Source organism: Acidovorax sp. NN32 (assembly GCF_057597245.1).
In genome coordinates this window covers 1,013,009-1,035,204 of the sequence record NZ_CP199679.1, presented here as the reverse complement: position 1 = coordinate 1,035,204, position 22,196 = coordinate 1,013,009, and the positions used below count along the sequence as shown (strand labels likewise).

Below are 22,196 nucleotides of genomic sequence, written 5' to 3'. Positions count from 1 at the left end.
GTATGCGCTGCCCCTACAGCGCCTTCACCAGCTCCGGCACGGCCGTGAACAGATCCGCTTCCAGCCCATAGTCGGCCACGCTGAAGATCGGCGCCTCAGGGTCCTTGTTGATCGCCACGATCACCTTGGAGTCCTTCATGCCCGCCAAATGCTGGATGGCGCCCGAGATACCCGCTGCGATGTACAGCTGCGGCGCCACGATCTTGCCGGTCTGGCCCACTTGCCAGTCGTTGGGGGCGTAGCCTGCGTCCACTGCGGCCCGGCTGGCACCCAAAGCGGCGCCCAGCTTGTCGGCCAGCGGCGTCATCACTTCGTCGAACTTTTCCTTGCTGCCGAGGGCTCGGCCACCGGAGACGATGATCTTGGCGGCCGTGAGTTCGGGGCGGTCGCTCTTGGCGATTTCGCTGCCCATGAAGCTGCTCTTGCCAGCGTCTGCGGTGGCTGCGGCGGTTTCAACGGCTGCGGAACCGCCCGTGGCGGCTGCGGCGTCAAAGCCCGTGGCGCGCACGGTGATGACCTTTACGCTGTCGGCGCTTTGCACGGTGGCAATGGCGTTGCCGGCGTAGATGGGGCGCTCGAAGGTGTCGCCAGAAATCACCTTGGTGATGTCGCTGACCTGCGCCACGTCCAGCTTGGCGGCCACGCGGGGCGCCACGTTGCGGCCGCTGGCGGTGGCCGGGAACAGGATGTGGCTGTAGTTGCCTGCGATGGCGAGCACTTGCGCGGCCACGTTCTCGGCCAGGCCGTGTTCCAGGCCAGGGGCGTCGGCGTGGATGACCTTGGCGACACCGGCGATCTGGGCGGCTGCGGCGGCGGCTGCACCGGCGTTGTGGCCGGCCACCAGCACGTGCACGTCGCCACCGCAGGCCACAGCGGCCGTCACGGTGTTCAGCGTGGCGCCCTTGATGGACGCGTTGTTGTGTTCAGCAATCACGAGTACCGACATTTAGATCACCTTCGCTTCGTTCTTGAGTTTTTCAACGAGTGCCGCTACGTCGGCCACCTTGATGCCAGCACCGCGCTTGGCGGGCTCGGTCACCTTCAGGGTCTTCAGGCGCGGAGCCACGTCCACGCCGAGGTCTTCGGGCTTGACGGTATCGAGCTGCTTTTTCTTGGCCTTCATGATGTTGGGCAAGGTGACGTAGCGGGGCTCGTTCAGGCGCAGGTCGGTGGTGATGACCGCTGGCAGCGACAGCTGCAGGGTTTCCAGGCCGCCGTCCACTTCGCGCGTCACGCTGACCTTGTCGGCCGACAGTTCGACTTTGTTGGCGAACGTGGCCTGGGGCAGGTCTGCCAGGGCCGCGAGCATCTGGCCGGTCTGGTTGGCGTCGTCGTCGATGGCTTGCTTGCCCAAGATGATGAGAGAAGGCTGTTCTTTGTCGACCAGGGCCTTCAAGAGCTTGGCCACGGCCAGGGGCTGCAGCTCGACGTCGGTTTCCACCAGGATGGAGCGGTCTGCACCGATGGCCATGGCAGTGCGCAGGGTTTCCTGGCACTGGGCCACGCCGCAGGAGACTGCGATGACTTCGGTCACCAGGCCTTTTTCTTTCAGGCGCACGGCCTCTTCAACGGCGATTTCGTCAAAGGGGTTCATGCTCATCTTCACGTTGGCGATGTCCACACCCGAGTTGTCCGATTTGACGCGGACCTTCACGTTGTAGTCCACCACGCGCTTGACAGGGACGAGAACTTTCATGGGATTGTTTTCCTTGATTTTTGTTGTGGGAGTGCGGGTGCGCAGGCTTACTCGTTCGAGATGCCCTTGTCGCGGATCACAGTACCCCACTTGACGTAGTCCTGCTGAATGCGGCGGGCCATCTTGTCGGGCGCTTGGTATGCAGCGATGGCGCCTGCATTCAACAACTTGTCCTGCGTGTCCTTCTCGGCCAGGATTTGCTGCACCTCGGTTGCGATGCGGTCCACCACGGCTTTGGGCGTACCGGGCGGCGCCAGCAGACCACCCCACGAGACGGCCTCGTAGCCCTTGAAGCCCTGCTCGGCGATGGTCTTGACATCGGGCAGCATGGCCACGCGCTGGGGTGATCCTACTGCGATGGCGCGCAGCTTCCCCGTCTGGATGTGCGGCAGCGCAGCCACCAGATCGGCGTACATCAGCGGCACCTGGCCGCCGATGGTGTCGGTAATGGCGGGCACGCCCCCTTTGTAGGGAATGTGCTGCATTTCAAAGCCCCCCATCTGCTTGAGCAGCTCCATGCTCAAATGGCCAAAGCTGCCCGCACCTGAGCTGGTGTAGTTGAGCTGACCTGGCCGGGCCTTGGCATGGGTAATGAGCTTTTGCAGGTCGGTCACAGAAGGCATCTGGGCAGGATTGACCACCACGACGATGGGCAGGTCGTACACCGTGGCCACGGGCGTGAAGTCTTTCACCGTGTCGTAGCCCGCCTTCTTGTACAGATGCGGCGCCAGCAGCGTGGGCGTGGCCAGCATCATGAGCGTGTAGCCGTCGGCCGGGCTCTTGGCCACCTGGGCGGCAGCGATGGAGCCCGAAGCCCCTGCACGGTTTTCCACCACCACGGGCTGGCCCAGCCGTTCGGCCAGGCGTTGGCCCACGATGCGCGAGGCAGTATCGGTAGGGCCGCCTGCCGGGAAGGGCACCACCAGCTTGATCATCCTGGTGGGCCAGGCTTGGGCGTGTGCCGGGGCCGTGCCCCACAGGACGCTGGCCGCCAGAGCGGCGGACACGGCCAGCACGGCGCGGCGGGCTGCGAAGGTGCGAGAGACAAACATTGGGGTCAAAACGGGCACAGGTTGTTGGAGGGGTTGCATCAGTCCAGCTTGGCGCCGGACACCTTGACCACGCGCTCCCAGACGGGTGCATCTTTTTTGAACTGGGCGCCGAACTGTTCGGGGCTACTGCCGACGGGGATGAAACCCATCTGCTGGATGCGCTCACGCACCTCAGGCAGCGCAATCACGGCCTGCAGCTCGCGGCCCAGGCGGGCCACGACCTCCGGCGGGGTGTTGGCCGGGGCGCTCATGCCCAACCAGCCTGTCACCTGGAACACCTCGTCCTTGATGCCCTGCTCGGCCATGGTGGCCAGCTTGGGAAGCGCATCCATGCGCTGGGTGCCCGTCACGGCCAGCGGCTTGAGACGGCCCGAATCAATGTACGGCCGGGCCGACTGCAGGCTGGCAAATGCCATTTGCAACTGCCCGCCCACCAGGTCCTGCAGCATGGGCGCCTCGCCCCTGTAGGCCACATGATTCATGTCGGCCTTGTGCTTGTCGGACAGCCAGGCGCCAGCCAGGTGGGCATACGAGCCCATGCCCCACGAGCCGTAGGCGACCTTGCCCTTGTTGCGGTCGATATAGCTCATCAGCTCGGCCGCGGTGGACACCGGCAGCTGCGGATGCACCAGCAGCACCACCGGAGCCAGGGCGATCTGCGTGATGAGGGCCTGGTCCTTTTGCGGCTGGTACGGCAGGCGCTCGTACAGGTACTGGTTGATCAGCATGGTGGTGCCCAGCGACACCAGCAGCGTGTAGCCGTCGGCCGGTGACTTGAGCGCCTGGTCGGTGCCGGTCACACCGCCAGCGCCGCCACGGTTGTCTACCAACACGGGCTGGCCCAGGCGGGCCGAGAGCTTCTCGCCCAGCGTGCGGGCGGTGATGTCGGTGGCGCCACCGGCCTGGTAGGGCACGATCAGCTTGATGGGCTTGCTGGGCCAGGCATCTTTGCCCGACTGGGCCAGTGCGGAACCCAGCAGGCCGGTGCTGGCCAAGGCGGCCAAGCCCTGCAGGACGCGGCGGCGGTGAATGCGGGTGATGTTCATGTTTGTCTCCTGGTTGAGGTTGAAATTTGCTCTAGCGCTTACCTAACAAGCGATTGAAGCTATTATTTTTATAGTATTTAGAGCGATGGAAGCGTGAGCACGCCCTTGTCGCGCAGGGCTTCAAGCTCTGCCTCGGGCAGCTGCAGCAGTTGCTGCAGCACCTCCCGCGTGGCGGCGCCCAGCGTGGGCGGGGCGTTGCGGATGGGCAGGCGCTGCCCATCGAGTCGATAAGGCGGCGCGAACACATGCGTAGTGCCCGCCACGGGGTGGGGCATTTCCTGCAGCAGGCCGCCGCGGCGCGTGCGCTCGCTGGTCAGCGCCTCGTGCAGGCCGGCCACCCTGCCGCAAGGGATGCCAGCAGCGGTCAGGCGTTCGAGCAGCACATCACGCGGGAAGCTGGCAATCAACGCCTTCATCTGGGGCAGCAGGATCAGTCGATTGCGGGCACGCTCGACATTGGTGGCAAAACGGGGGTCTTCGACGATATCCGGACGCATCACCACCTGGCGGCAGAACTTGTCGAACTGGCTGTTGTTGCCCACGGCGATGATGAGCGGACCATCCTGTGCCTCGAACATGCCGTAGGGCACGATGGACGGGTGGGCGTTGCCGTAGCGCTGCGGGTCGTGGCCCAGCAGCATGGCGTCCAGGCCGTAGTAGCCGGTGATCATCAGACCGCAGTCGTACAGCGCCATCTCGATGTGGCGGCCCTTGCCCGTGCGCTCCCGCCGGAACAGCGCGGCCAGCACGGCCTGCGCCGCATACATGCCGGTCATCATGTCCACCGCGGCCACGCCGAACTTCAGCGGGGGCTGGCTGGCCTCACCGTTGATGGCCATCAGACCCGCCTCGCCCTGAATCACCAGGTCGTAGCCGGGTCGCTTGGCCTCGGGGCCGGAGCTGTCGTAGCCCGCCACCGAGCAGTAGATGAGGTCGGGCTTGATGGCCTTGAGCTGCTCGTAGCCCAGGCCCAGCTTCTCGGCACCACCGGTCTTGAAGTTCTGGATCACCACATCGCACTGCGGCAGCAAATCGCGGATGATCTTCACGCCTTCGGGCGTCTGCAAATCCACCGTGATGGACCGCTTGTTGCGGTTCATGCTGTTGTAGTAGGTGGTCTCGGTCTTGCCGATGCGCATGCCCCAGTCGCGGGTGTCGTCGCCCCGGCCGGGGTGCTCCACCTTGATGACGTCAGCGCCAAAGTCGGCCAGCACCTGGCCGCACAGCGGCCCGGCAAACACGCGCGAGAGGTCGAGCACGCGCACGCCGTCGAGCGGGAAGTCCATGCCCTCGGGCAGCGGGGGTGTCGGTGTTGTAGTGGTCATTTCGTAGTGTCGGGTTGGGTAGCGGCAGTGGCAGGAGCCTGGCGCAAGCGTGCGAAATCGGCCGGGCGCTTTTCCAGAAACGCAGCGATGCCTTCGCGGGATTCTTCGGTGGCCTGTGACAGCACCATCAGCTGTGCCTCCAGCTCCAGCTGGTCAGCCAGCGGCTGCACATAGGCGCTGCGGCACAGGGCCTTGATGTTCGCCATCGCGGTGTCAGGCCCGGTGGCAACTTGCGCAGCCAGGGCCACGGCCTGGGCGAGTGCCTCGCCCGGCTCGGCCAGGCGGTTGACGGGGCCGAGCGCATGCAGCCGCTCGCCGGAGATGCGTTCGCCCGTGAGGCACAGCTCGGTCAACACCTGGCGGGACACAAACTCGGCCAGGAAGGCGGTGGCACCGCCGTCGGGCGTGAGGCCCACCTTCACATACGCGACCGAGAACACGGCATTGCGCGCAGCCACCAGCATGTCGCAGGCCAGCGCCAGCGACAGGCCGGCGCCCGCCGCAGCGCCCTCCACCGCGGCAATGACCGGCTTGCGGCAATCGCGCACGGTGCGGATCAGGTCGTGCAGGCCTTCGAGCTTGGCGCGGCGCTCTTCCACGGGCAGCTCGCGCCGCTTGGCCAGTTGGCGCAGGTCGCCGCCCGCGCAAAAGTGCCCGCCTTCACCCGTGAGCACGATGGCGCCCACGGTGGGGTCGGCCTCGGCCTGTGCCAGTGCCTCGGTCAGCGCCGCATAGAACGCGGGCGACAGCGCATTGCGCGCGGCAGGGTTGTTGTTGGAGAGCACGAGCACCGCGCCCTCACGGCGTTGCAGCAGAGGCAGTGGCTGCTCCATGGCTTCAGCTCCGACCCAGCGCGATAAAGCGCGCCAGGTGGTGGTCTTCATCGCCAAACTGGTGGTCCACCATGATGAGGCGCTTGGCGTAGTGGGACAGGGGCAGCTCCCACGTCATGCCAATGCCGCCGTGCAGCTGAATGCTTTCTTCAGCCACCAACGCTCCGATGCGGCCCATGGTGACCTTGGCGGCCGACAGCGCGCGCTCGCGCTCGGTGCGGTCGGTGCTGTCCATCGCGGCCGCTGCGTTGATGACGGCAGAGCGCGCCTGCTCCACTTCCAGCAGCAGGTCGGCCATGCGGTGCTGCAGGGCCTGAAAGCTGCCAATGGGCACACCAAACTGCTTGCGCGTTTGCAGGTATTCCAGCGTGTGCTTCTTGGCCACATCCATGGCGCCCAGCGCCTCGGCGCACACGGCCAGAATGCCCCAGCCCGCGGCATGTTCCAGTGTGGCAAAACCTTGGCCTTCCGAGCCCACCAGCGCGCCGGCGCCGACTTGCACGTTTTGCAGCGTGATTTCAGCCATACGCCCTCCGTCAACACGGCCCATGCCACGGCGGCTCAGGCCCGCGGCATCGGTGGGCACCAGGAACAGCGAGATACCCTCTTCATCGTCCACGGCGCCCGCTGTGCGGGCACTGACCAACAGCAGTTGAGCCTGGTCGCCATGCAGCACCACGGCCTTGTGGCCGGTGAGCAACCAGCCGTCGCCATTGCGCACGGCGCGGGTGGTCACGCGGTTCAGGGCGTAGTGCGCGCCGGCTTCCTCGTGCGCCAGGGTCACCACGGTGCTGCCGTCGATGATGCTGGCGATGTGTTCCTTTTGCGCAGCGCTGCCCGCCAGGCCCAATGCCCGGCCCACCATGAGTGCACCCACAAACGGCTCGACCACCAGGCCACTGCCCAGGGCTTCAAACACCACGGCCACATCAAAGCCCGCACCGCCAAAGCCGCCATCGGCCTCGGGGAAAAGCGCGCCAATCGCACCCAGCTCCGCAAAGCGTCCCCACAGCGCTGCGTCCATGCCGCTGTCGCCGTAGGCGATGTGGTTGCGGATTTCGATCCCGTACTGCTCGGCCACAAAACGGTTCAGGGTGTCCGCCAGCATGCGGCGGTCTTCGGTATGTTCAAAGTTCATCGCGGCAACCTCACAAACCAAGGATCATTTTGGAAATGATGTTCTTCTGAATTTCATTGGAGCCGCCAAAGATCGACAGCTTGCGGTAGTTGAAGTAATTCGCGGCTGCCGTCGCTGCCTCCTTCGGCCCCACGGGTTCATCGGCATAGCCTTCGTACTGCGCTTCTTCGATGAAAGGCAGCGCATACGGACCCATCGCGCGACGGATGAGCGACAGGATTTCCTGGCGGATCTCGGTGCCACGGATCTTGAGCATGGAGCTTTCAGCCCCCGGCACTCCGCCACCCGCCACGGCGGCAATCACGCGCAGGTTGGTGGTCTTCATGTTCTCCAGGTCAATCTCGACCTGGGCCATGCGGGCGGCAAACAGCGGGTCCTGGTCCAGCGGCTGGCCGTTCTTCATCACCTTGGCGGCCACCACCTTGAGCTTGGCCAGTGCGGCAATGCAGAAGCCCACGCCTGCGATGCCGGTGCGCTCGTAGGTCAGCAGGTACTTGGCATACGTCCAGCCCTTGTTTTCCTCGCCCACCAGGTTTTCCACGGGCACCTTCACGTCGGTGAAGAACACTTCGTTGACTTCCTTGTCGCCATCGAGCGTGCGGATGGGACGCAGCTCCACGCCGGGCGATTGCATGTCCACCAGCAAGAAGCTGATACCCGATTGCGCCTTGGCCTCGCGGTCGGTGCGCACCAGGCAGAAGATCATGTTGGCGTGCTGGCCCTGGGTGGTCCAGGTCTTCTGGCCGTTGACGATGTAGTGGTCACCTGTTTCGTCCGTGACTCGCACTGCCGTGGTCTTCACGGAAGCCAGGTCCGAGCCCGCGCCGGGCTCGGAGTAGCCCTGGCACCACCAGTCCTCACCACTCAGGATGCGCGGCAGCCAGTATTGCTTCTGCGCTTCGTTGCCAAACTTGATGAGCACCGGGCCCAGCATGTTCACGCCAAAGGGCACGATGCGCGGGCCACCGGCCAGCGCGCATTCGGTGTCGAAAATGAACTTCTCGACCGCGCCCCAGCCGGGGCCGCCATAGGCTTCGGGCCAGTGGTTGGCAAGCCAGCCGCGCTCGTTCAGGATGGCGTGCCACTCATCCTGGTCGGCCTTGGACAGGCGCTGCCCGGCCTTGACCTTGGTGGCGATGCGTTCGGGCAGCTTGGCTTTCAAGAAAGCCTGCACCTCGGCGCGGAAGGCTTCCTCTTGGGGGGTGAAATTCAGGTCCATATCGGGTCGCTTGCAGTTTCAGAGTTCGGTGGTGTGGCGCACGGTCAGAAGATTTCAAACAGGCCTGCAGCGCCCATGCCACCGGCAATGCACATCGTCACCACGCCGTACTTGGCCTTGCGGCGGCGGCCTTCGAGCAGCAGGTGGCCCACCAGGCGCGCGCCGGTCATGCCGAAGGGGTGGCCAATGGCAATCGCTCCGCCGTTCACGTTCAGCCGCTCGGACGGAATGCCCAGGCGGCGCTGGCAGTACAGGGCCTGCGAGGCAAAGGCTTCGTTCATCTCCCACAGGTCAATGTCCTGCACCGTGAGGCCGTGGCGCGCCAGCAGCTTGGGCACGGCAAACACGGGGCCAATGCCCATTTCGTCGGGCTCGCAACCGGCCACCGCAAAGCCACGGAACGCGCCCAGGGGCTGCAGGCCCCGGCGCTCGGCTTCTTTCGCTTCCATGAGCACGCAGGCGCTGGAGCCGTCGGACAGCTGCGAGGCGTTGCCTGCGGTGATGAACTGGCCCGGACCTTTCACCGGCTCCAGCTTGGCAAGGCCTTCCAGCGTGGTGCTGGCGCGATTGCAGTTGTCGTGCGTGGCCGTCACTTCGCGGTAGGTGACCTCGCCGGTCTCCTTGTTCTTTTCCATCATGCGCGTGGTGCAGGGCACGATCTCGTCGGCGAACACGCCGCCTTGCTGTGCGGCGGCGGTGCGTTGCTGGCTTTGCAGCGAGAACAGGTCCTGGTCTTCGCGGCTGATGCCGTAGCGGTGGGCCACGATGTCGGCGGTATCGATCATGGCCATGTAGAGGTCGGGCTTGTGCTCTTGCAGCCAGGGGTCGATGTCTGCCGGGTTGCCTGCGCGGATGGCCGAAATGCTTTCCACCCCACCGGCCACCATGGCGGGTACGCCCTCGGCCACGATGCGGCCTGCGGCAATCGCCACCGACTGCAGACCCGATGCGCAAAACCGGCTGGCCACCATGCCCGCCACCGACAGCGGCAAGCCGGCGCGCAGTGCCGTCTGACGACCAATGTTCTTACCCGTGATGCCCTCGGGGTAGCCGCAGCCCATCACCAGGTCTTCGATCAGCTCGGGGTCGATGCCCGAGCGCTCGACCGCCGCCTTGACGGAAAAGGCCGCCAGCTGCGGGCCGGGCGTGGCGTTGAACTCGCCCCGGTGCGACTTGGTCAGCGGGGTGCGGGCAGTGGAAACGATGACGGCTTCACGCATGATTTGCTCCTGATTGAATAGCTGCTTGCGCTTATTAATCAAGCGCTAGAGGCCAAAATGATTTGAATTTGATGAATCTGAAAAATCGAATCGCGAGGCGGGCTCAGCTCTTTTCAGCCTGGTTCAGGCTGTCAAAGTTGCGCCCTTCCCGCACCAGTTGCACCAGCAAGGGCGAGGGCTTCCAGAACAGCGGGTCTTCCTTGGCAAAGGCCTGGATGTCGGCCAGCACCTTGTCCAGTCCGGTCATGTCGGCCCACTTCATGGGGCCGCCACGGTGGCGCGGAAAGCCGTAGCCCGCGACGAAGGTCACGTCCACATCCAGCGGGCGCAGGGCAATGCCTTCGGCCACCACTTTGGCGCCTTCGTTGACCATGGCGGCCATGTAGCGGCGCATGATGTCGTCGGCGCTGAAGCTGCGCGGCGTGATGCCCTTCTTGGCGCGTTCGGAATCCACAATGGCCAGCACTTCAGGGTCGGGCTGGCCCACGCGGGCGCCTTCGGGGTAGAGGTAAAAACCGCGCCCGGTCTTCTGGCCGAACCAGCCGCGCTCGCAGATGCGGTCGGCAATTTCCACGTACCGGGCCTTCGGGTCGCGTGTGGCAGCGCGGCGCTTGCGCGTGGCCCAGCCAATGTCGCCACCGGCCAGGTCCGTCACCTGGCACGGGCCCATGGCGAAACCAAAGCCGCGCACAGCCGCGTCGATTTCGTAGGGGCTGGCGCCGTCTTCCATGAGGTAGTCAGCCGCCTGCTTGTACACGGCCAGGATGCGGTTGCCGATGAAGCCGTCGCACACACCGGCGCGCACGGGCACCTTCTTGAGCTTCTTGGCCAGCTCGAACGCCGTGGCCACCACGTCGGCCGCCACCTTGGCGGGCACCACGATCTCCAGCAGCTTCATGATGTTGGCGGGGCTGAAGAAGTGCAGGCCGATCACGTCCTGCGGGCGGCTGGTGGCTGCGGCAATCGCGTCGATATCGAGGTAAGACGTGTTGGTGGCCAGCACGGCACCGGGCTTGCACACGCGGTCCAGCTCGCGGAACACGGCCTTCTTCACCTCCAGGTCTTCAAACACGGCTTCGATCACCAGGTCCACCTGGGCGATGTCGGCGTAGTTGGTGCTGCCGCTGTAGCGCGCCATCACGGCGGCCTTGGCGGCATCGGTCATGCGGCCCTTGGCCACCAGGCCGTTGTAGACCTTCTCGACATTGGCGCGGCCACGGGCGATGGACTCGGCATCGCGCTCGATCATGGTCACGGGCAAACCGGCATCCAGTGCGGCCACGGCAATGCCCGCCCCCATGGTGCCGCCGCCGATCACGGCAATGCTGGCCACGGGGCGCGGCTGTGTGGCCTGGGCTTCGGGCACCTTGACGACCTCGCGTTCGGCAAAAAAGGCGTGGATGAGACCGGCGCGCTGCGGGCTGTCGATGCATTCCATGAACAGGGCGCGTTCGCGCGCTAAGCCTCCGTCAAACGGGAGCTGCACGGCGGCCTGCACGCATTCGATGATCTTGAGGGGTGAGAACAGGCCGCGCGACTTTTTGGCGGTCTCAGCCTTCTGTGCGTCCAGCCAGGCCAGTGCAGCCTGCGGCTCGGCAATGGCCAGGTCACGCGTGCGGCGCACGGGGGCATTGGCAGCCAGCAGTTCGCGCAAGTAGGCCAGGCCTGCGGCCAGCGGGTCGGTGCCTTCCACCAGCTTGTCCACCAGCCCAGCCTGCAGCGCGGCCTGGGCCTTGAGGGGCTGGCCGCTGAGCATGAGGGTGGTGGCGGCCTGCACGCCCATCAAGCGCGGGGCGCGCTGGGTGCCTCCCGAGCCGGGCAGCAGGCCCAGGTTCACCTCGGGCAGGCCCAGCGTAGCGGCAGGCAATGCCAGGCGGTAATGGGCTGACAGAGCCACTTCGAGACCGCCGCCCAGCGCCGCACCGTGCAGCACGGCCACCACGGGCTTGTTCAGGTTTTCGATGGCGCGGCAGACCTCGGGCAGGATGGGGGCAACCGGTGGCTTGCCGAATTCGCGGATATCCGCCCCGGCAATGAAGGCCTTGCCAGCGCCCACCAGCAGCACGGCCGCCACTGCGGCGTCGGCCTGCGCCTGCTGCATGGCGGCCAACAGGCCCTGGCGCACGGCGGCGCCCAGGGCGTTGACGGGTGGGTTGTCGATGGTGACGACAAGCACATCGCCCTGCAGCGCGGTGGTGACAACGGAAGATGCGGGAATGGCGGCGCCCATGCTGGAAAGTCTCCTGGTCGATGGCTATTGACTGCCTGTGAATGACTCGGTGATTGTTGATGCGTGAAGTTATCTTGACAATTACATAGCCCGTTGACAGACTGTCAAACGCCTTTTGACAAACACCCCCGCAACGGCATCCCGCGCCACCTCCCTGTTCAATGGAACTCACCTCCCTCACCGTGCTGGTCGACATCCTCGATGCCGGCAACCTCAGCCAGGCCGCCCGCAACCTGAAGATGTCCCGTGCCAACGTCAGCTACCACCTGCACCAGCTCGAAAAGTCAGTGGGTGTGCAGCTGGTGCGCCGCACCACGCGCCGGGTGGAGCCCACCGAGGTGGGCCTGCGCCTGTATGCCCATGGCCGCGCCATTCAGAACGAGATGTTGGCCGCGCGCGAGACCATTGCCACGCTGGGCCAGGGCCTGCAGGGCCGCGTGGGCCTGAGCGTGCCCAGTGGCTACGGGCAGATGGTGATGTCAGACTGGCTGATCGACTTCAAGCGGCTGTACCCTGGCATCGTGCTGGATGTGCGCTTTGAAAATCGGGTGGACGACCTCATCCGCGATGAGGTGGACATCGCCATCCGCGTGATGCCCGAGCCCCCACCCACGCTGGTGGCGCGCGACCTAGGCAGCGTGCGCTACATCGCCTGCGCATCGCGGGGGTACGCCGAGGCGCATGGGCTGCCCCAAAGCTTTGAAGCGCTGCAGGCCGCGCCGGTGATCACCGCAGGGGTGGTGGGCAAGCAGCTGCGCCTGCGCGGGTACCGGGGTGACCAGCGCCAGGAAGCCCTGCTGGAGCCCACCCTCATTTCGGAGCACTTTCCGTTTCTGCGCCAAGGCATCCTGGCAGGGCTGGGCGTAGGGCTGGTACCGGATTACGTGGTGCAGGACGCCGTGTCCAGTGGGGAAGTGCTGACCACGCTGGACGACTGGCGGTTGAGCATTTTTGGCACCCAGATGTTCATGCTCTACATGCCCAACCGCCACCAGACGCGTGCGGTGCGCACCTGCATTGACTACCTGCTGGGGCGGGCCCTGCCGGCAGCCGGCCAAGGAGTGACTGCGGAGCCAGGATGAGCATCTTCTGCGCGTTTACAAGAAAAAATAGCCGCAAGCGCAGGTATTCATTGCGCTAGCAGCTATTTTATTGATAGCAATCGCTACTGCGACAGTAGCAATGCCGGATGAGTCCCTCCGCCGCGCGTCAGCAAACCCGCGTGGCGGCTGGCATCAGATCCGCCCTTCCTCCACCGCATGGCACGCAATGCGGATGCCACCAATGCTCTTGAGCTGGGGGCGCTCGGTGCGGCAGCGGTCGTTCACATGCGGGCAGCGGGGGTTGAAGGCGCAACCGGGTGGTGGGTTCAGCGGGTTGGGCACCTCGCCCTGCACGGGGGTGCGGGCCTTGCCGGTGTCGTGCATCTTGGGGATGGCATCGAGCAGCATGCGGGTGTACGGGTGGCGGGGCGTGTCAAACAACGTGTGTTTGTCGGCCAGCTCCACCAGGCGGCCCAAGTACATCACGCCGACCTGGTCGCTGACGTGGCGCACCACGGCCAGGTTGTGGCTGATGAACAGGTAGGTGAGATGCCGCTCGCGCTGCAGGTCCTTCATGATGTTGAGCACCTGGGCCTGCACCGACACGTCAAGTGCACTCGTCGGCTCGTCGCACACCAGGAACTCGGGCTCGGTGGCCAAGGCGCGCGCGATGGAGATGCGCTGACGCTGGCCGCCGGAGAACTGGTGCGGGTATTTCACCATGTCCAGCGGCGACAGGCCCACGGACTTGAGCAGTTCACCCACGCGCTGCTTGAGCTCAGCCTTGTCGGTAATGAGGCCATGCTCCTTGAGCGGCTCGCCAATGATGTCTTCGACCAGCCAGCGGGGGTTCAGGCTGGCATACGGGTCCTGGAAGATCATCTGGATGCGGCGGCGCATGGCCTTGGCGTCGTTGCCCTTGAAGGCGGCGTGCGCATCCTGGTTGTCAAACGTGAGGCCGCCGCGTGTGGGCTCGTACAAACCCACCAGCAGGCGCGCCACGGTGCTTTTGCCGCAGCCGGACTCACCCACCAGGGCCAGGGTCTTGCCTTTTTCGATCTCGAAACTCACGCCGTCCACCGCATGCAGCAGCGTGCGGGGCTTGCGCTCGATCACGCGGTTGAGCCAGGGGGCGGACACGTCAAAAGTCTTGGCCAGGTCGTGCGCCTGCACCAAAGCCTTGCTCTTCATTGCTGCGCTCATGCGGTCACCTCGGTTTTTGTCGTGGCACCAGCGTGCAGCCAGCAGGCGGCGCGGGTGGAGCCTGCGTCCATCAGGTCGGGGCGATCAGTCATGCAGCGGTCAAAAGTCTGGGGGCAGCGCGGGTTGTAGGCACAGCCCTGGGGAATGGCGTTCAGACGGGGCATGGCGCCGTCGATCTGGTTCAGGCGTTCACGGTCCACCGTCATGTCGGGGATGGAGGCCATGAGGCCGCTGGTGTACGGGTGCGAGGGCTTGTTGATGACGTCGTGCACGGGGCCGATCTCGGCCACGCGCCCGGCATACAGCACGGCCACGCGGTCGCAGGTCTCGGCGATCACGCCCATGTCGTGGGTGATCAGCATCACCGCGGCACCGCGCGATTTGCAGATGTTTTTCAGCAGCGTGATGATCTGCGCCTGGATGGACACGTCGAGCGCCGTGGTGGGCTCATCGGCCACGATGAGCTTGGGCTCGGCCGCCAGGGCCAGGGCAATCACCACGCGCTGGCGCATGCCACCGGAGAACTGGTGCGGGTAGTGGTCGATGCGCTCTGCAGCGGCCGGAATGCCGGTGTCTTGCAGCAGCGCAATGGCACGCTGGCGCGCCTCGGCGGGCGTGACCGGCAGGTGGGCCAGGATGGTTTCGGTGAGCTGTCGGCCCACGGTGTACAGCGGGTTCAGCGAGGTCAGCGGGTCTTGAAAGATCGCGCCGATGCGGCGGCCACGGATGTGGCGCATTTCCTCATTGCTCAGGTTGTCGATGCGCTGGCCTTCGAGCAGTATCTGGCCAGATGCCACGCGGCCCGGGGGCTCCAGCAGGCCGATGATGGCAGCGCCAGTGAGCGATTTGCCCGCGCCGGACTCCCCCACCACGCCCAGGATCTCGCCGGGTGCAATGGAGAAGGAAATGTCGTCCAGGGCGCGCAGGGTACCGCGACGGCCCGGGAATTCGACAACGAGGTTTTTGACTTCTAGGAGACTCATGGGGATATCGCTTTTCTTGTTCTTGTTCAGCGCAGGCGCGGATTGAGGGCATCACGCAACCAGTCGCCGAGCAAGTTCACACTCAGGGCGATCAGCACCAGCATGGCACCGGGGAACACGGTGATCCACCATTCGCCGGAGAACAGGTAGTCGTTGCCGATGCGGATTAGCGTGCCCAGCGAAGGCGAGGTGGGCGGTGCGCCCACGCCCAGGAAGGACAATGTGGCCTCGGTGATGATGGCCGTGGCCACCTGGATGGTGGCCAGCACCATCACAGGGCCCATGACGTTGGGCAGCACGTGCTTGCGCATGATGCGCAGCGGCGAAACGCCCGTCACGCGGGCAGCCTGCACGTATTCCTTGTTGCGCTCGACCAGGGTGGAGCCGCGCACCGTGCGCGCGTACTGCACCCAGCCCGTGAGCGAGATGGAGATGATCAGCACACCAAATGCCAGCGACTCGTGCGCGTTGGGGAACAGCGCACGGCCCACACCCGCAATCAGCAGCGCCACCAGGATGGCGGGGAACGACAGCATCACGTCGCACAGGCGCATGAGCACGGCATCGATCCAGCCGCCGCGAAAGCCGGCCAGCAGTCCAAACGCCACGCCCACCACCACGGAGAGCACCACCGAGGCGAGGCCCACCACAAGGGAAATGCGCGCTCCATAGATGAGGGCGGAAAGGATGTCCCGGCCCTGGTCGTCGGTGCCCAGGGGGTACTTCATGGAGCCCTCGGCGCTCCAGGCCGGTGGCAGCCGCGCGTCGCTGAGTTCGAGCGTGGCCAGGTCAAAGGGGTTATGGGGCGCGACCCATCCGGCAAATACCGAACAGAACACACAGATCAGCGCGATGGCAGCGGCCACCATCGCCATGGGCGATGTGCGGAAGCTGTAGCCAACATCGCTGTCAAACCAGCGGGCAAGGGTTGTTTTCATTGTGGGAAACCAGTAAACAAGCACCAACGCAGAGCCCGGGTAGCGGCCATGCGTTGGTGTGGACTTTCAAAGAACCGGTCGTTCTCTCTTTTCTCTGCGATCGACTAACGTAGGGACTTCTGCACCCCTTCTTACTTGGTGATGCTCATCCACTTGAAGTGCATGAAGTTGTCGGCCAGCTGCACAAGCTTGACGTTCTTGCCCACGCCCCAGGCCAGCGCTTGCTGGTGCAGGGGAATGTGGCCAACATCGGCAGCGTGCAGATCGAAGACTTCCTTGATCATCGCGTTGCGCTTGACCTTGTCGGTCTCGGCCTGGATCTTGAGTGTCAGCTCATCGACCTTGGGGTTGCAGTAGGCGCCCAGGTTGAACTGGCCGGACCCCTTGTCATCCACGCAGCGCATGAGGGCGTTGAGCGCGTTGTGCGAGTCGTAGGTGGCGGGCGTCCAGCCCAGCATGTAAAAGCTGGTGTCGCGGCGCAGCACCTTGGGGAAGTAGGTGCCCTTGGTTTCGGCCTGCAGGTTGATCTTGACGTTGATGCGCGAGAGGTTGGCGGCCACCGTCTGGCAGATGCGGCCATCATTCACGTAGCGGTCGTTCGGGCAGTTCATGGCCACTTCGAAGCCGTTGGGATAGCCGGCTTCGGCCATCAGCTTCTTGGCAGCTTCGACGTCGTAGGGAAGGCGCTTCGCGTCAGGCTGGAAGCCATTGATGCCGGGACCCACGAGCAGGGCCGAGGGGTTGGATGCACCACGCATCACGGTCTTCTTGATCCCTTCGATGTCGATGGCCTGGTAGAAGGCCTGGCGCACACGCTTGTCCTTGAAGGGGTTCTTGCCCTTGACGTTGGAGTACAGCAGCTCGTCACGCTTTTGGTCCATGCCCAGGAAGATGGTGCGCAGTTCGGGGCCGGTGATGGCACGGGTGTTGGCGCTGCCGTTCACGCGTTCGATGTCCTGCACGGGTACGGGTTCCATCACGTCCACCTCGCCCGAAAGCAGGGCGGCCACACGGGTCGCATCGTTGCCGATGGGGGTGAAAACGACTTCGCTGACGTTGCCTTCGATCTTGCCCCAGTAGCTGCCGTTGCGTGTAAACACCGAGCGCACGTTGGGCTGGCGCTCACGCAGGCGGAAGGGGCCCGTGCCGTTGGCACGGAACGAGGCGGCGTTCTCGATGCCCTTGCGGCGGTCCACCGGGCCCAGGGCCTGGTTGGTCTCGCACCACTTCTTGCTCATCATGTACACGAGCGAGATCACATCCGGCAGGATCGGGAAGGGGGTCTTGGTTTCGATTTCGACCGTGTGGTCGTCGATCTTGCGCACTTCCTTGAAGTCGTTGGTGTAGCTCTTCATGTCCGAGCCTTCCACCTGGGTGCGCCCGAAGCTGAACACCACGTCATCGGCCGTGAAAGGGGTGCCGTCGTGGAATTGCACGCCCTTGCGCAACTCGAAACGCCACACGGTGGGCGACGTCTGCTTCCAGCTCGTCGCCAGGGCAGGCGCCAGGCTCAGGTCCTTGTTGCGGCCGACCAGCGGCTCATAGACGTTGCCGGTGACGCTCAGCTGCAGCGACTCATTGAGCGAGTGGGGGTCCATCGACAGCGAGTCACCCTGGTTGGCGATGCGGATGGTCTGAGCTTGGGCCACCAGGCTCGCCGCCGCCAACGCGGTAAAGAGAGCGGTCAGAGCGATTTTTTTATGGAATTTCATGGAAACCTCCAGGTTGGGGAAAGCGGGGTGAAAGGGTTGGGCCGTGGCACGGTCGTGCAAATGGGCAGGCTGGCTGGACGGTGCTTCAAGCTGCCGCCAAAGGCATGGCCTGCTCGATAAGGCTTGCGTGCAGCGCTGAGCCCAGGGGCAGGATGTCGTCGTTGAAGTCGTAGCGGCTGTTGTGCAAGGCGCTGCCACTGGCCCCTGTGCCCTGGCCGATGCGCAGATAGGCACCGGGGCGGGTCTGGAGCATGAAGGCGAAGTCCTCGGCGCCCATACTGGGCTCCAGGTCACGCACCACATGGTCGGCACCCAGCAGGGATTCGGCCACGTCGCCGGCAAAGATGGCTTCGCTTTCGCTGTTGATCGTGGCCGGGTAGATGCGCTCGTAGTGCACCGTGGCCGTGGCGCCAAAGCCCAGGGCGATGGCGTTGCACAGCTCCTTGAGGCGCTTTTCCACCATCTCCTGCACGACCGGATCGAATGTCCGCACGGTGCCCACCAGCGTGGCAGAGCCCGGCAGCACACTGAAGGCCCCCAGGTCGCCAGCCTGTGCGGCGCAGATGCTGACCACGGCGCTTTCAATGGGGCGCACATTGCGCGAGACAATGCTTTGCGCGGCCGTAATGATGTGCGCGGCCACAACCAGCACGTCCACCGTCTGATAGGCATGGGCACCGTGGCCGCCACGTCCCGTGATCTCGATGGTGAAGCGATCCGCCGCAGCCATCATGGGGCCGGAGTTGATACCCACGGTGCCGGGCTTCATCGCGGGCCAGTTGTGCATGGCGTAGATGGATTGCACCGGGAAGCGGTCAAACAGCCCGTCTTCCATCATGACGCGGGCGCCAGCAAAACCTTCTTCACCCGGCTGAAACACGAGCACGGCTGTGCCGTCGAAGTTGCGGGTCTCGGCCAGGTAGCGCGCAGCCCCCACCAGCATGGCGGTGTGGCCGTCGTGGCCGCAGCCATGCATGAGGCCGGGCTTGCACGACTTCCAGGAGAAATCGTTGTGCTCGGCCAGCGGCAGCGCATCCATGTCGGCACGCAGGCCGACCATGCTGCCACTGGAGGTGCTGCGGCCGCGGATCACGCCCACGACTCCCGTGCGGCCAATGCCGTCGTGGATCTCGTCCACGCCGCAGAGCTTCAGGGCCTCTTTGACGCGCGTGCTGGTGTAGATCTCCTCGAAACCCAGCTCAGGGTGGGCATGCAGGTCCCGGCGCAGCGCGGTCAGCTCGGGGTGGTACTGCGCAATGTGCGCAAACGCCCGGCCTCCGGCTTTGTATCGAAGCGACTGCATGTCAGGCGTCCCGAAAGCTCGTGCAGCGCCAGCAGCCGGCAAAACCGGCGCGGCACAGGCCAGCGCTCCCGCGCAAGGGCCGCCCCGCCGCGCTGGGAGCGTCCCCCCTTTGGGGGGATGGCGCGAAGCGACTCAAGGGGGAGTTCATTCAATGCCCTCCTGCCTTGCCTACGCGCAGGCGTGGGTCGACCGCAAAATACAACAGGTCCACCACCAGATTGATCACCACAAAGATCAAGGCGATCAGGCACAGGTAGGCGGCCATCACCGGAATGTCGGCAAAGGTCACGGCCTGGATGAACAGCAGGCCCATGCCGGGCCACTGGAACACGGTCTCGGTGATGATGGCGAAGGCAATCAGACCACCCAGCTGCAGTCCGGTGATGGTCATCACGGGCACCAGCGTGTTCTTGAGCGCATGGCCGAAGTGAATGGCGCGATTGGACAGGCCCCGGGCGCGTGCGAACTTGATGTAGTCTGTGCGCAGCACCTCCAGCATTTCTGCGCGCACCAGCCGCATGATCAGCGTGAGCTGGAAAATCGCCAGCGTGATGGCAGGCAGCGTGATGTGGTGCCAGCCCTTGGCCTTGAGCAGGCCCGTGCTCCACCATCCCATCTGTACCACTTCACCGCGCCCGAAGCTGGGGAACCAGCCCAGGGTGACAGCGAACACCAGGATCAGCAGGATGCCGATCAGGAACGTTGGCAGCGACACGCCCAGCAGTGAGATGGTCATGAACAGCTGGCTTGTGAAGGTGCCGCGCTTGAGGGCTGCATACACGCCCATGGGCACGCCAATGACCAGGGCCAGGAAAGCAGCCACCAAGGCCAGCTCCAGTGTGGCAGGAAAACGCTCTGCAATCAGCCGCGAAACCTTGGCACCCTGGCGCAGGCTCAGGCCGAATTCGCCCTGGGCTGCGTTGACCAAGAAATGCCAGAACTGTATGAAAAAGGGCTTGTCCAGACCGAGCGAGGCGCGCAGTTCGCGGATCTGCTCGGGAGTGGCGTCCTGGCCCAGCAGGAACACCACAGGGTCTCCCACGTACTGGAACAGCATGAAGGAGATGAAGGCCACCGTGACCATGACAATCACAGCCTGTATCAGGCGGCGCAATATAAAGGCGAGCATCGGAGAGTCGATTGAGTGTTCGATGGGAACGCCACAGCCACTTTTGATGGCAGGGCGCTGGCAGGCAATATGCGGTCGTCAAACCGGACCAGAAAACAAAACAAAGAAAGCAAGGGCCTCTAGGGATGACCTGTATCACTCCCTGCGGTCTGTGATAGCGCGGCCTCGGGCGGTCCGCCGCGTTGCTTTTCTTGCCAATAGCTTGGCTATTGGCTGCAAAAAGACGCCTTGCGGCCCATCCCGATCCGCACTACCACAGCCTCACGAGGGTTATGCAGGTCATCCCTAGGCCCTTGCTCTCAGTGTGTCAGGCACCGGTCAATTCACCTTGACGGTGCGCATGTCCACGCGGTTATCCGCGCGGTGAACCAGTTCAATGTTCTTCTTCACGGCCCATGGGATCACCTGGTCATGCAGAGGAATGTGGGACACGGTGTCGTTGGACAGTTGCAGCGCTTCCGTCAGCATGCGGGCGCGCACGGGTGCATCGGTTTCTGCCTTGATGCGGTCCACCAGATAGTCCATGCGCTGGTTGCTGTAGCGACCCACGTTGTAGTTGCCGTCACCACCTTGGCCCACAGTGCGGACCAGCGATTGCAGGCTGTACAGCGCATCGAAGGTCGGCACGCCCCAGCCCAGCATGTAGATGCTGGCTTCGTAGCGCTGGATCATCGGGAAGTAATTGACCAGGGGCAGCGTGCGCAGCTTGGCCTTCACGCCCACGCGCGACCACATGGCGGTCACGGCCTGGCAGATGGCTTCGTCATTGATGTAGCGGTTGTTGGGGCAGGCAAAGTCCACCTCAAAACCATCGGGGTAACCAGCCTCGGCCAGCAGCTTCTTGGAGGCTTCAACGCTGTAGGGGAAACGCTTGCCAACGGCCTCGGTATAACCCGCCACCTGTGGGGCCACGATGGTGCCCGTGGGCTTGCCCAGGCCACGCATGATGTTGCGGGAAATGGTTTCTGCGTCAATCGCCTGGTACAGGGCCTTGCGCACGCGCACGTCCTTGAGCGGATTTTTGCCCTTGATGTTGGAGCCTGGCAGTTCGTCGCGGAACTGATCCATACCCAGGAAGATGGTGCGGTTCTCAATGCCGTCAATCACCTTGAGGTCGGGGCTGGCGCGCAAGCGGCCCAGATCCTGGGGAGTGGGGTCGAGCACCATGTCCACTTCGCCCGACAGCAGGGCTGCAATGCGTGTGGCAGCAGACTTGATCGGGGTGTAGACGATTTCAGTCACGTTCCCGTCCATCTTGCCCCACCAGTTGGGGTTGCGCTTGAACACCATCTTCACATCAGGCTGCCACGATTCCAGCGTGTAGGGACCGGTGCCCATGGCATTGCGGTGGGCAAAGTTTTCATCGCTGCCCTTGATGTCTTTGGGGTCGACCGACTTGTTCTTTTCCGCCCAGGCCTTGCTCATCATGCGCAGTTCGGTCATCTGGCGCAGCAGCACGGGGTTGGGCGCGGTCAGGATGACGTCGATGGTTTGCGCATCCACCTTGTTGATCTTGCTGATGCCCTGGATGTAGGGAGTGAAGTTCGATGTCTTGGCCATCGCGCGCTGCAGCGAATACACCGCGTCGTCGGCGGTGAAGGCTGAACCATCATGGAACTTCACGCCTTGGCGCAGCGTGAAACGCACCTGCGTGGGGCTGATTTCTTTCCAGGCCGTTGCCAGCACGGGTTCTACGTCAAAGGTCTTGCTGTTGTAGTAAACCAGGCTTTCATACACATTCGCATGGATGCCATTCTGGAGCGCGTTGTTCTGGGAATGGATATCCCAGGTCGCGATTTCCCCCTGGCTAGCCCATTTGAAGGGCTTGGCATGCAGGGCTGGTGCTGCAAGCAGTGCAGCAGCCGCGGCCACCGACAAAAGACTGTATTTGAGTTTCATGGAACCCTCTTGAATAAAAGTTTTACTATGCAGTAAAGGTTGCTCTATAGCCAACGGGAAATCCCTGAATCCCGGGCACTACGAAGGGCCTCTAAGGGCTGATTTTGTAGGGAAGCAGCACGCAAGGATGGTGCCAAGAATCTGCACCAAAGCAAACAAGAGGAAGAAACCTCGGAGACAGTGCGAAGGATGCCATTGCCCGACGTCAACCGACCGATCTGTAGGGA

At 64.1% G+C, this 22,196-nt stretch carries 18 protein-coding genes; 1 reads left to right on the top strand and 17 read right to left on the bottom strand.

Features of this window, described 5'->3' with window-relative positions; genetic code table 11:
* Positions 1 to 13: 13 nt before the first annotated feature.
* The 10 genes from ACT89O_RS04795 to ACT89O_RS04750 form a co-directional block, all read right to left on the bottom strand.
* Positions 14 to 946 (bottom strand): electron transfer flavoprotein subunit alpha/FixB family protein, encoded by a 933-nt coding sequence (locus tag ACT89O_RS04795; protein WP_121419437.1) that lies wholly within the window; start codon positions 944 to 946, stop codon positions 14 to 16.
* The gene (locus ACT89O_RS04790) at positions 947 to 1,696 is read right to left on the bottom strand and encodes an electron transfer flavoprotein subunit beta/FixA family protein (RefSeq protein WP_487261983.1); all 750 of its coding nucleotides are present in this window, start codon (positions 1,694 to 1,696) and stop codon (positions 947 to 949) included.
* 47 nt (positions 1,697 to 1,743) lie between these two features.
* Positions 1,744 to 2,748 carry a Bug family tripartite tricarboxylate transporter substrate binding protein gene (locus tag ACT89O_RS04785; protein WP_487261982.1) on the bottom strand — a complete coding sequence of 335 codons (1,005 nt, stop codon included), beginning with the start codon at positions 2,746 to 2,748 and terminating at the stop codon, positions 1,744 to 1,746.
* 38 nt (positions 2,749 to 2,786) lie between these two features.
* On the bottom strand, positions 2,787 to 3,794 hold the full coding sequence (locus ACT89O_RS04780; protein ID WP_487261981.1) for a Bug family tripartite tricarboxylate transporter substrate binding protein: 1,008 nt from the start codon (positions 3,792 to 3,794) through the stop codon (positions 2,787 to 2,789).
* Positions 3,795 to 3,871: 77 nt separating this feature from the next.
* Positions 3,872 to 5,119, bottom strand: coding sequence for a CaiB/BaiF CoA transferase family protein (locus tag ACT89O_RS04775; RefSeq protein WP_487261980.1), 1,248 nt, complete (start codon positions 5,117 to 5,119; stop codon positions 3,872 to 3,874).
* The gene (locus tag ACT89O_RS04770; protein WP_218299088.1) at positions 5,116 to 5,952 is read right to left on the bottom strand and encodes an oxepin-CoA hydrolase, alternative type; all 837 of its coding nucleotides are present in this window, start codon (positions 5,950 to 5,952) and stop codon (positions 5,116 to 5,118) included. The genes ACT89O_RS04775 and ACT89O_RS04770 overlap by 4 nt, the downstream gene beginning before the upstream one ends.
* A gap of 4 nt (positions 5,953 to 5,956) precedes the next feature.
* Positions 5,957 to 7,090: an acyl-CoA dehydrogenase family protein gene (locus tag ACT89O_RS04765; RefSeq protein ID WP_487261979.1), complete on the bottom strand. Its 1,134-nt coding sequence runs from the start codon at positions 7,088 to 7,090 to the stop codon at positions 5,957 to 5,959.
* 10 nt (positions 7,091 to 7,100) lie between these two features.
* Positions 7,101 to 8,309, bottom strand: coding sequence for an acyl-CoA dehydrogenase family protein (locus tag ACT89O_RS04760; RefSeq protein WP_121507520.1), 1,209 nt, complete (start codon positions 8,307 to 8,309; stop codon positions 7,101 to 7,103).
* 44 nt (positions 8,310 to 8,353) lie between these two features.
* The gene (locus tag ACT89O_RS04755; protein ID WP_055398527.1) at positions 8,354 to 9,529 is read right to left on the bottom strand and encodes an acetyl-CoA C-acyltransferase; all 1,176 of its coding nucleotides are present in this window, start codon (positions 9,527 to 9,529) and stop codon (positions 8,354 to 8,356) included.
* A gap of 103 nt (positions 9,530 to 9,632) precedes the next feature.
* Positions 9,633 to 11,759, bottom strand: a complete 2,127-nt coding sequence (locus ACT89O_RS04750; protein ID WP_487261978.1) for a 3-hydroxyacyl-CoA dehydrogenase NAD-binding domain-containing protein — start codon at positions 11,757 to 11,759, stop codon at positions 9,633 to 9,635.
* Between the two features lie 161 nt (positions 11,760 to 11,920).
* Between ACT89O_RS04750 and ACT89O_RS04745 the strand changes: the two genes are divergently transcribed.
* Positions 11,921 to 12,841 carry a LysR family transcriptional regulator gene (locus ACT89O_RS04745; RefSeq protein WP_056745237.1) on the top strand — a complete coding sequence of 307 codons (921 nt, stop codon included), beginning with the start codon at positions 11,921 to 11,923 and terminating at the stop codon, positions 12,839 to 12,841.
* Between the two features lie 153 nt (positions 12,842 to 12,994).
* Here the strand turns inward: ACT89O_RS04745 and ACT89O_RS04740 are convergent, their stop codons facing one another.
* The 7 genes from ACT89O_RS04740 to ACT89O_RS04710 all read right to left on the bottom strand — a co-directional run bounded on the left by ACT89O_RS04740 (position 12,995) and on the right by ACT89O_RS04710 (position 21,969).
* Positions 12,995 to 14,005: an ABC transporter ATP-binding protein gene (locus tag ACT89O_RS04740; RefSeq protein WP_121422336.1), complete on the bottom strand. Its 1,011-nt coding sequence runs from the start codon at positions 14,003 to 14,005 to the stop codon at positions 12,995 to 12,997.
* The gene (locus ACT89O_RS04735; protein ID WP_121422335.1) at positions 14,002 to 14,988 is read right to left on the bottom strand and encodes an ABC transporter ATP-binding protein; all 987 of its coding nucleotides are present in this window, start codon (positions 14,986 to 14,988) and stop codon (positions 14,002 to 14,004) included. The genes ACT89O_RS04740 and ACT89O_RS04735 overlap by 4 nt, the downstream gene beginning before the upstream one ends.
* Positions 14,989 to 15,014: 26 nt before the next feature.
* Positions 15,015 to 15,926, bottom strand: coding sequence for an ABC transporter permease (locus ACT89O_RS04730; RefSeq protein ID WP_055398531.1), 912 nt, complete (start codon positions 15,924 to 15,926; stop codon positions 15,015 to 15,017).
* A 131-nt stretch (positions 15,927 to 16,057) separates the two neighbouring features.
* Positions 16,058 to 17,638 carry an ABC transporter substrate-binding protein gene (locus tag ACT89O_RS04725; protein ID WP_029413932.1) on the bottom strand — a complete coding sequence of 527 codons (1,581 nt, stop codon included), beginning with the start codon at positions 17,636 to 17,638 and terminating at the stop codon, positions 16,058 to 16,060.
* An 85-nt stretch (positions 17,639 to 17,723) separates the two neighbouring features.
* Complete coding sequence (locus tag ACT89O_RS04720; protein ID WP_121507524.1) at positions 17,724 to 18,941, bottom strand: M20 aminoacylase family protein; 1,218 nt, start codon at positions 18,939 to 18,941, stop codon at positions 17,724 to 17,726.
* Positions 18,942 to 19,089: 148 nt separating this feature from the next.
* The gene (locus ACT89O_RS04715; RefSeq protein WP_055398533.1) at positions 19,090 to 20,070 is read right to left on the bottom strand and encodes an ABC transporter permease; all 981 of its coding nucleotides are present in this window, start codon (positions 20,068 to 20,070) and stop codon (positions 19,090 to 19,092) included.
* A gap of 318 nt (positions 20,071 to 20,388) precedes the next feature.
* Positions 20,389 to 21,969 (bottom strand): ABC transporter substrate-binding protein, encoded by a 1,581-nt coding sequence (locus ACT89O_RS04710; RefSeq protein WP_487261977.1) that lies wholly within the window; start codon positions 21,967 to 21,969, stop codon positions 20,389 to 20,391.
* Positions 21,970 to 22,196: the final 227 nt, after the last annotated feature.

Excerpts from the sequence above, each read along its gene's own strand:
- ACT89O_RS04795 (WP_121419437.1), bottom strand. The coding sequence starts at position 946 with ATGTCGGTACTCGTGATTGCTGAACACAACAACGCGTCCATCAAGGGC.
- ACT89O_RS04790 (WP_487261983.1), bottom strand. The coding sequence starts at position 1,696 with ATGAAAGTTCTCGTCCCTGTCAAGCGCGTGGTGGACTACAACGTGAAG.
- ACT89O_RS04785 (WP_487261982.1), bottom strand. The coding sequence starts at position 2,748 with ATGTTTGTCTCTCGCACCTTCGCAGCCCGCCGCGCCGTGCTGGCCGTG.
- ACT89O_RS04780 (WP_487261981.1), bottom strand. The coding sequence starts at position 3,794 with ATGAACATCACCCGCATTCACCGCCGCCGCGTCCTGCAGGGCTTGGCC.
- ACT89O_RS04775 (WP_487261980.1), bottom strand. The coding sequence starts at position 5,119 with ATGACCACTACAACACCGACACCCCCGCTGCCCGAGGGCATGGACTTC.
- ACT89O_RS04770 (WP_218299088.1), bottom strand. The coding sequence starts at position 5,952 with ATGGAGCAGCCACTGCCTCTGCTGCAACGCCGTGAGGGCGCGGTGCTC.
- ACT89O_RS04765 (WP_487261979.1), bottom strand. The coding sequence starts at position 7,090 with ATGAACTTTGAACATACCGAAGACCGCCGCATGCTGGCGGACACCCTG.
- ACT89O_RS04760 (WP_121507520.1), bottom strand. The coding sequence starts at position 8,309 with ATGGACCTGAATTTCACCCCCCAAGAGGAAGCCTTCCGCGCCGAGGTG.
- ACT89O_RS04755 (WP_055398527.1), bottom strand. The coding sequence starts at position 9,529 with ATGCGTGAAGCCGTCATCGTTTCCACTGCCCGCACCCCGCTGACCAAG.
- ACT89O_RS04750 (WP_487261978.1), bottom strand. The coding sequence starts at position 11,759 with ATGGGCGCCGCCATTCCCGCATCTTCCGTTGTCACCACCGCGCTGCAG.
- ACT89O_RS04745 (WP_056745237.1), top strand. The coding sequence starts at position 11,921 with ATGGAACTCACCTCCCTCACCGTGCTGGTCGACATCCTCGATGCCGGC.
- ACT89O_RS04740 (WP_121422336.1), bottom strand. The coding sequence starts at position 14,005 with ATGAGCGCAGCAATGAAGAGCAAGGCTTTGGTGCAGGCGCACGACCTG.
- ACT89O_RS04735 (WP_121422335.1), bottom strand. The coding sequence starts at position 14,988 with ATGAGTCTCCTAGAAGTCAAAAACCTCGTTGTCGAATTCCCGGGCCGT.
- ACT89O_RS04730 (WP_055398531.1), bottom strand. The coding sequence starts at position 15,926 with ATGAAAACAACCCTTGCCCGCTGGTTTGACAGCGATGTTGGCTACAGC.
- ACT89O_RS04725 (WP_029413932.1), bottom strand. The coding sequence starts at position 17,638 with ATGAAATTCCATAAAAAAATCGCTCTGACCGCTCTCTTTACCGCGTTG.
- ACT89O_RS04720 (WP_121507524.1), bottom strand. The coding sequence starts at position 18,941 with ATGCAGTCGCTTCGATACAAAGCCGGAGGCCGGGCGTTTGCGCACATT.
- ACT89O_RS04715 (WP_055398533.1), bottom strand. The coding sequence starts at position 20,070 with ATGCTCGCCTTTATATTGCGCCGCCTGATACAGGCTGTGATTGTCATG.
- ACT89O_RS04710 (WP_487261977.1), bottom strand. The coding sequence starts at position 21,969 with ATGAAACTCAAATACAGTCTTTTGTCGGTGGCCGCGGCTGCTGCACTG.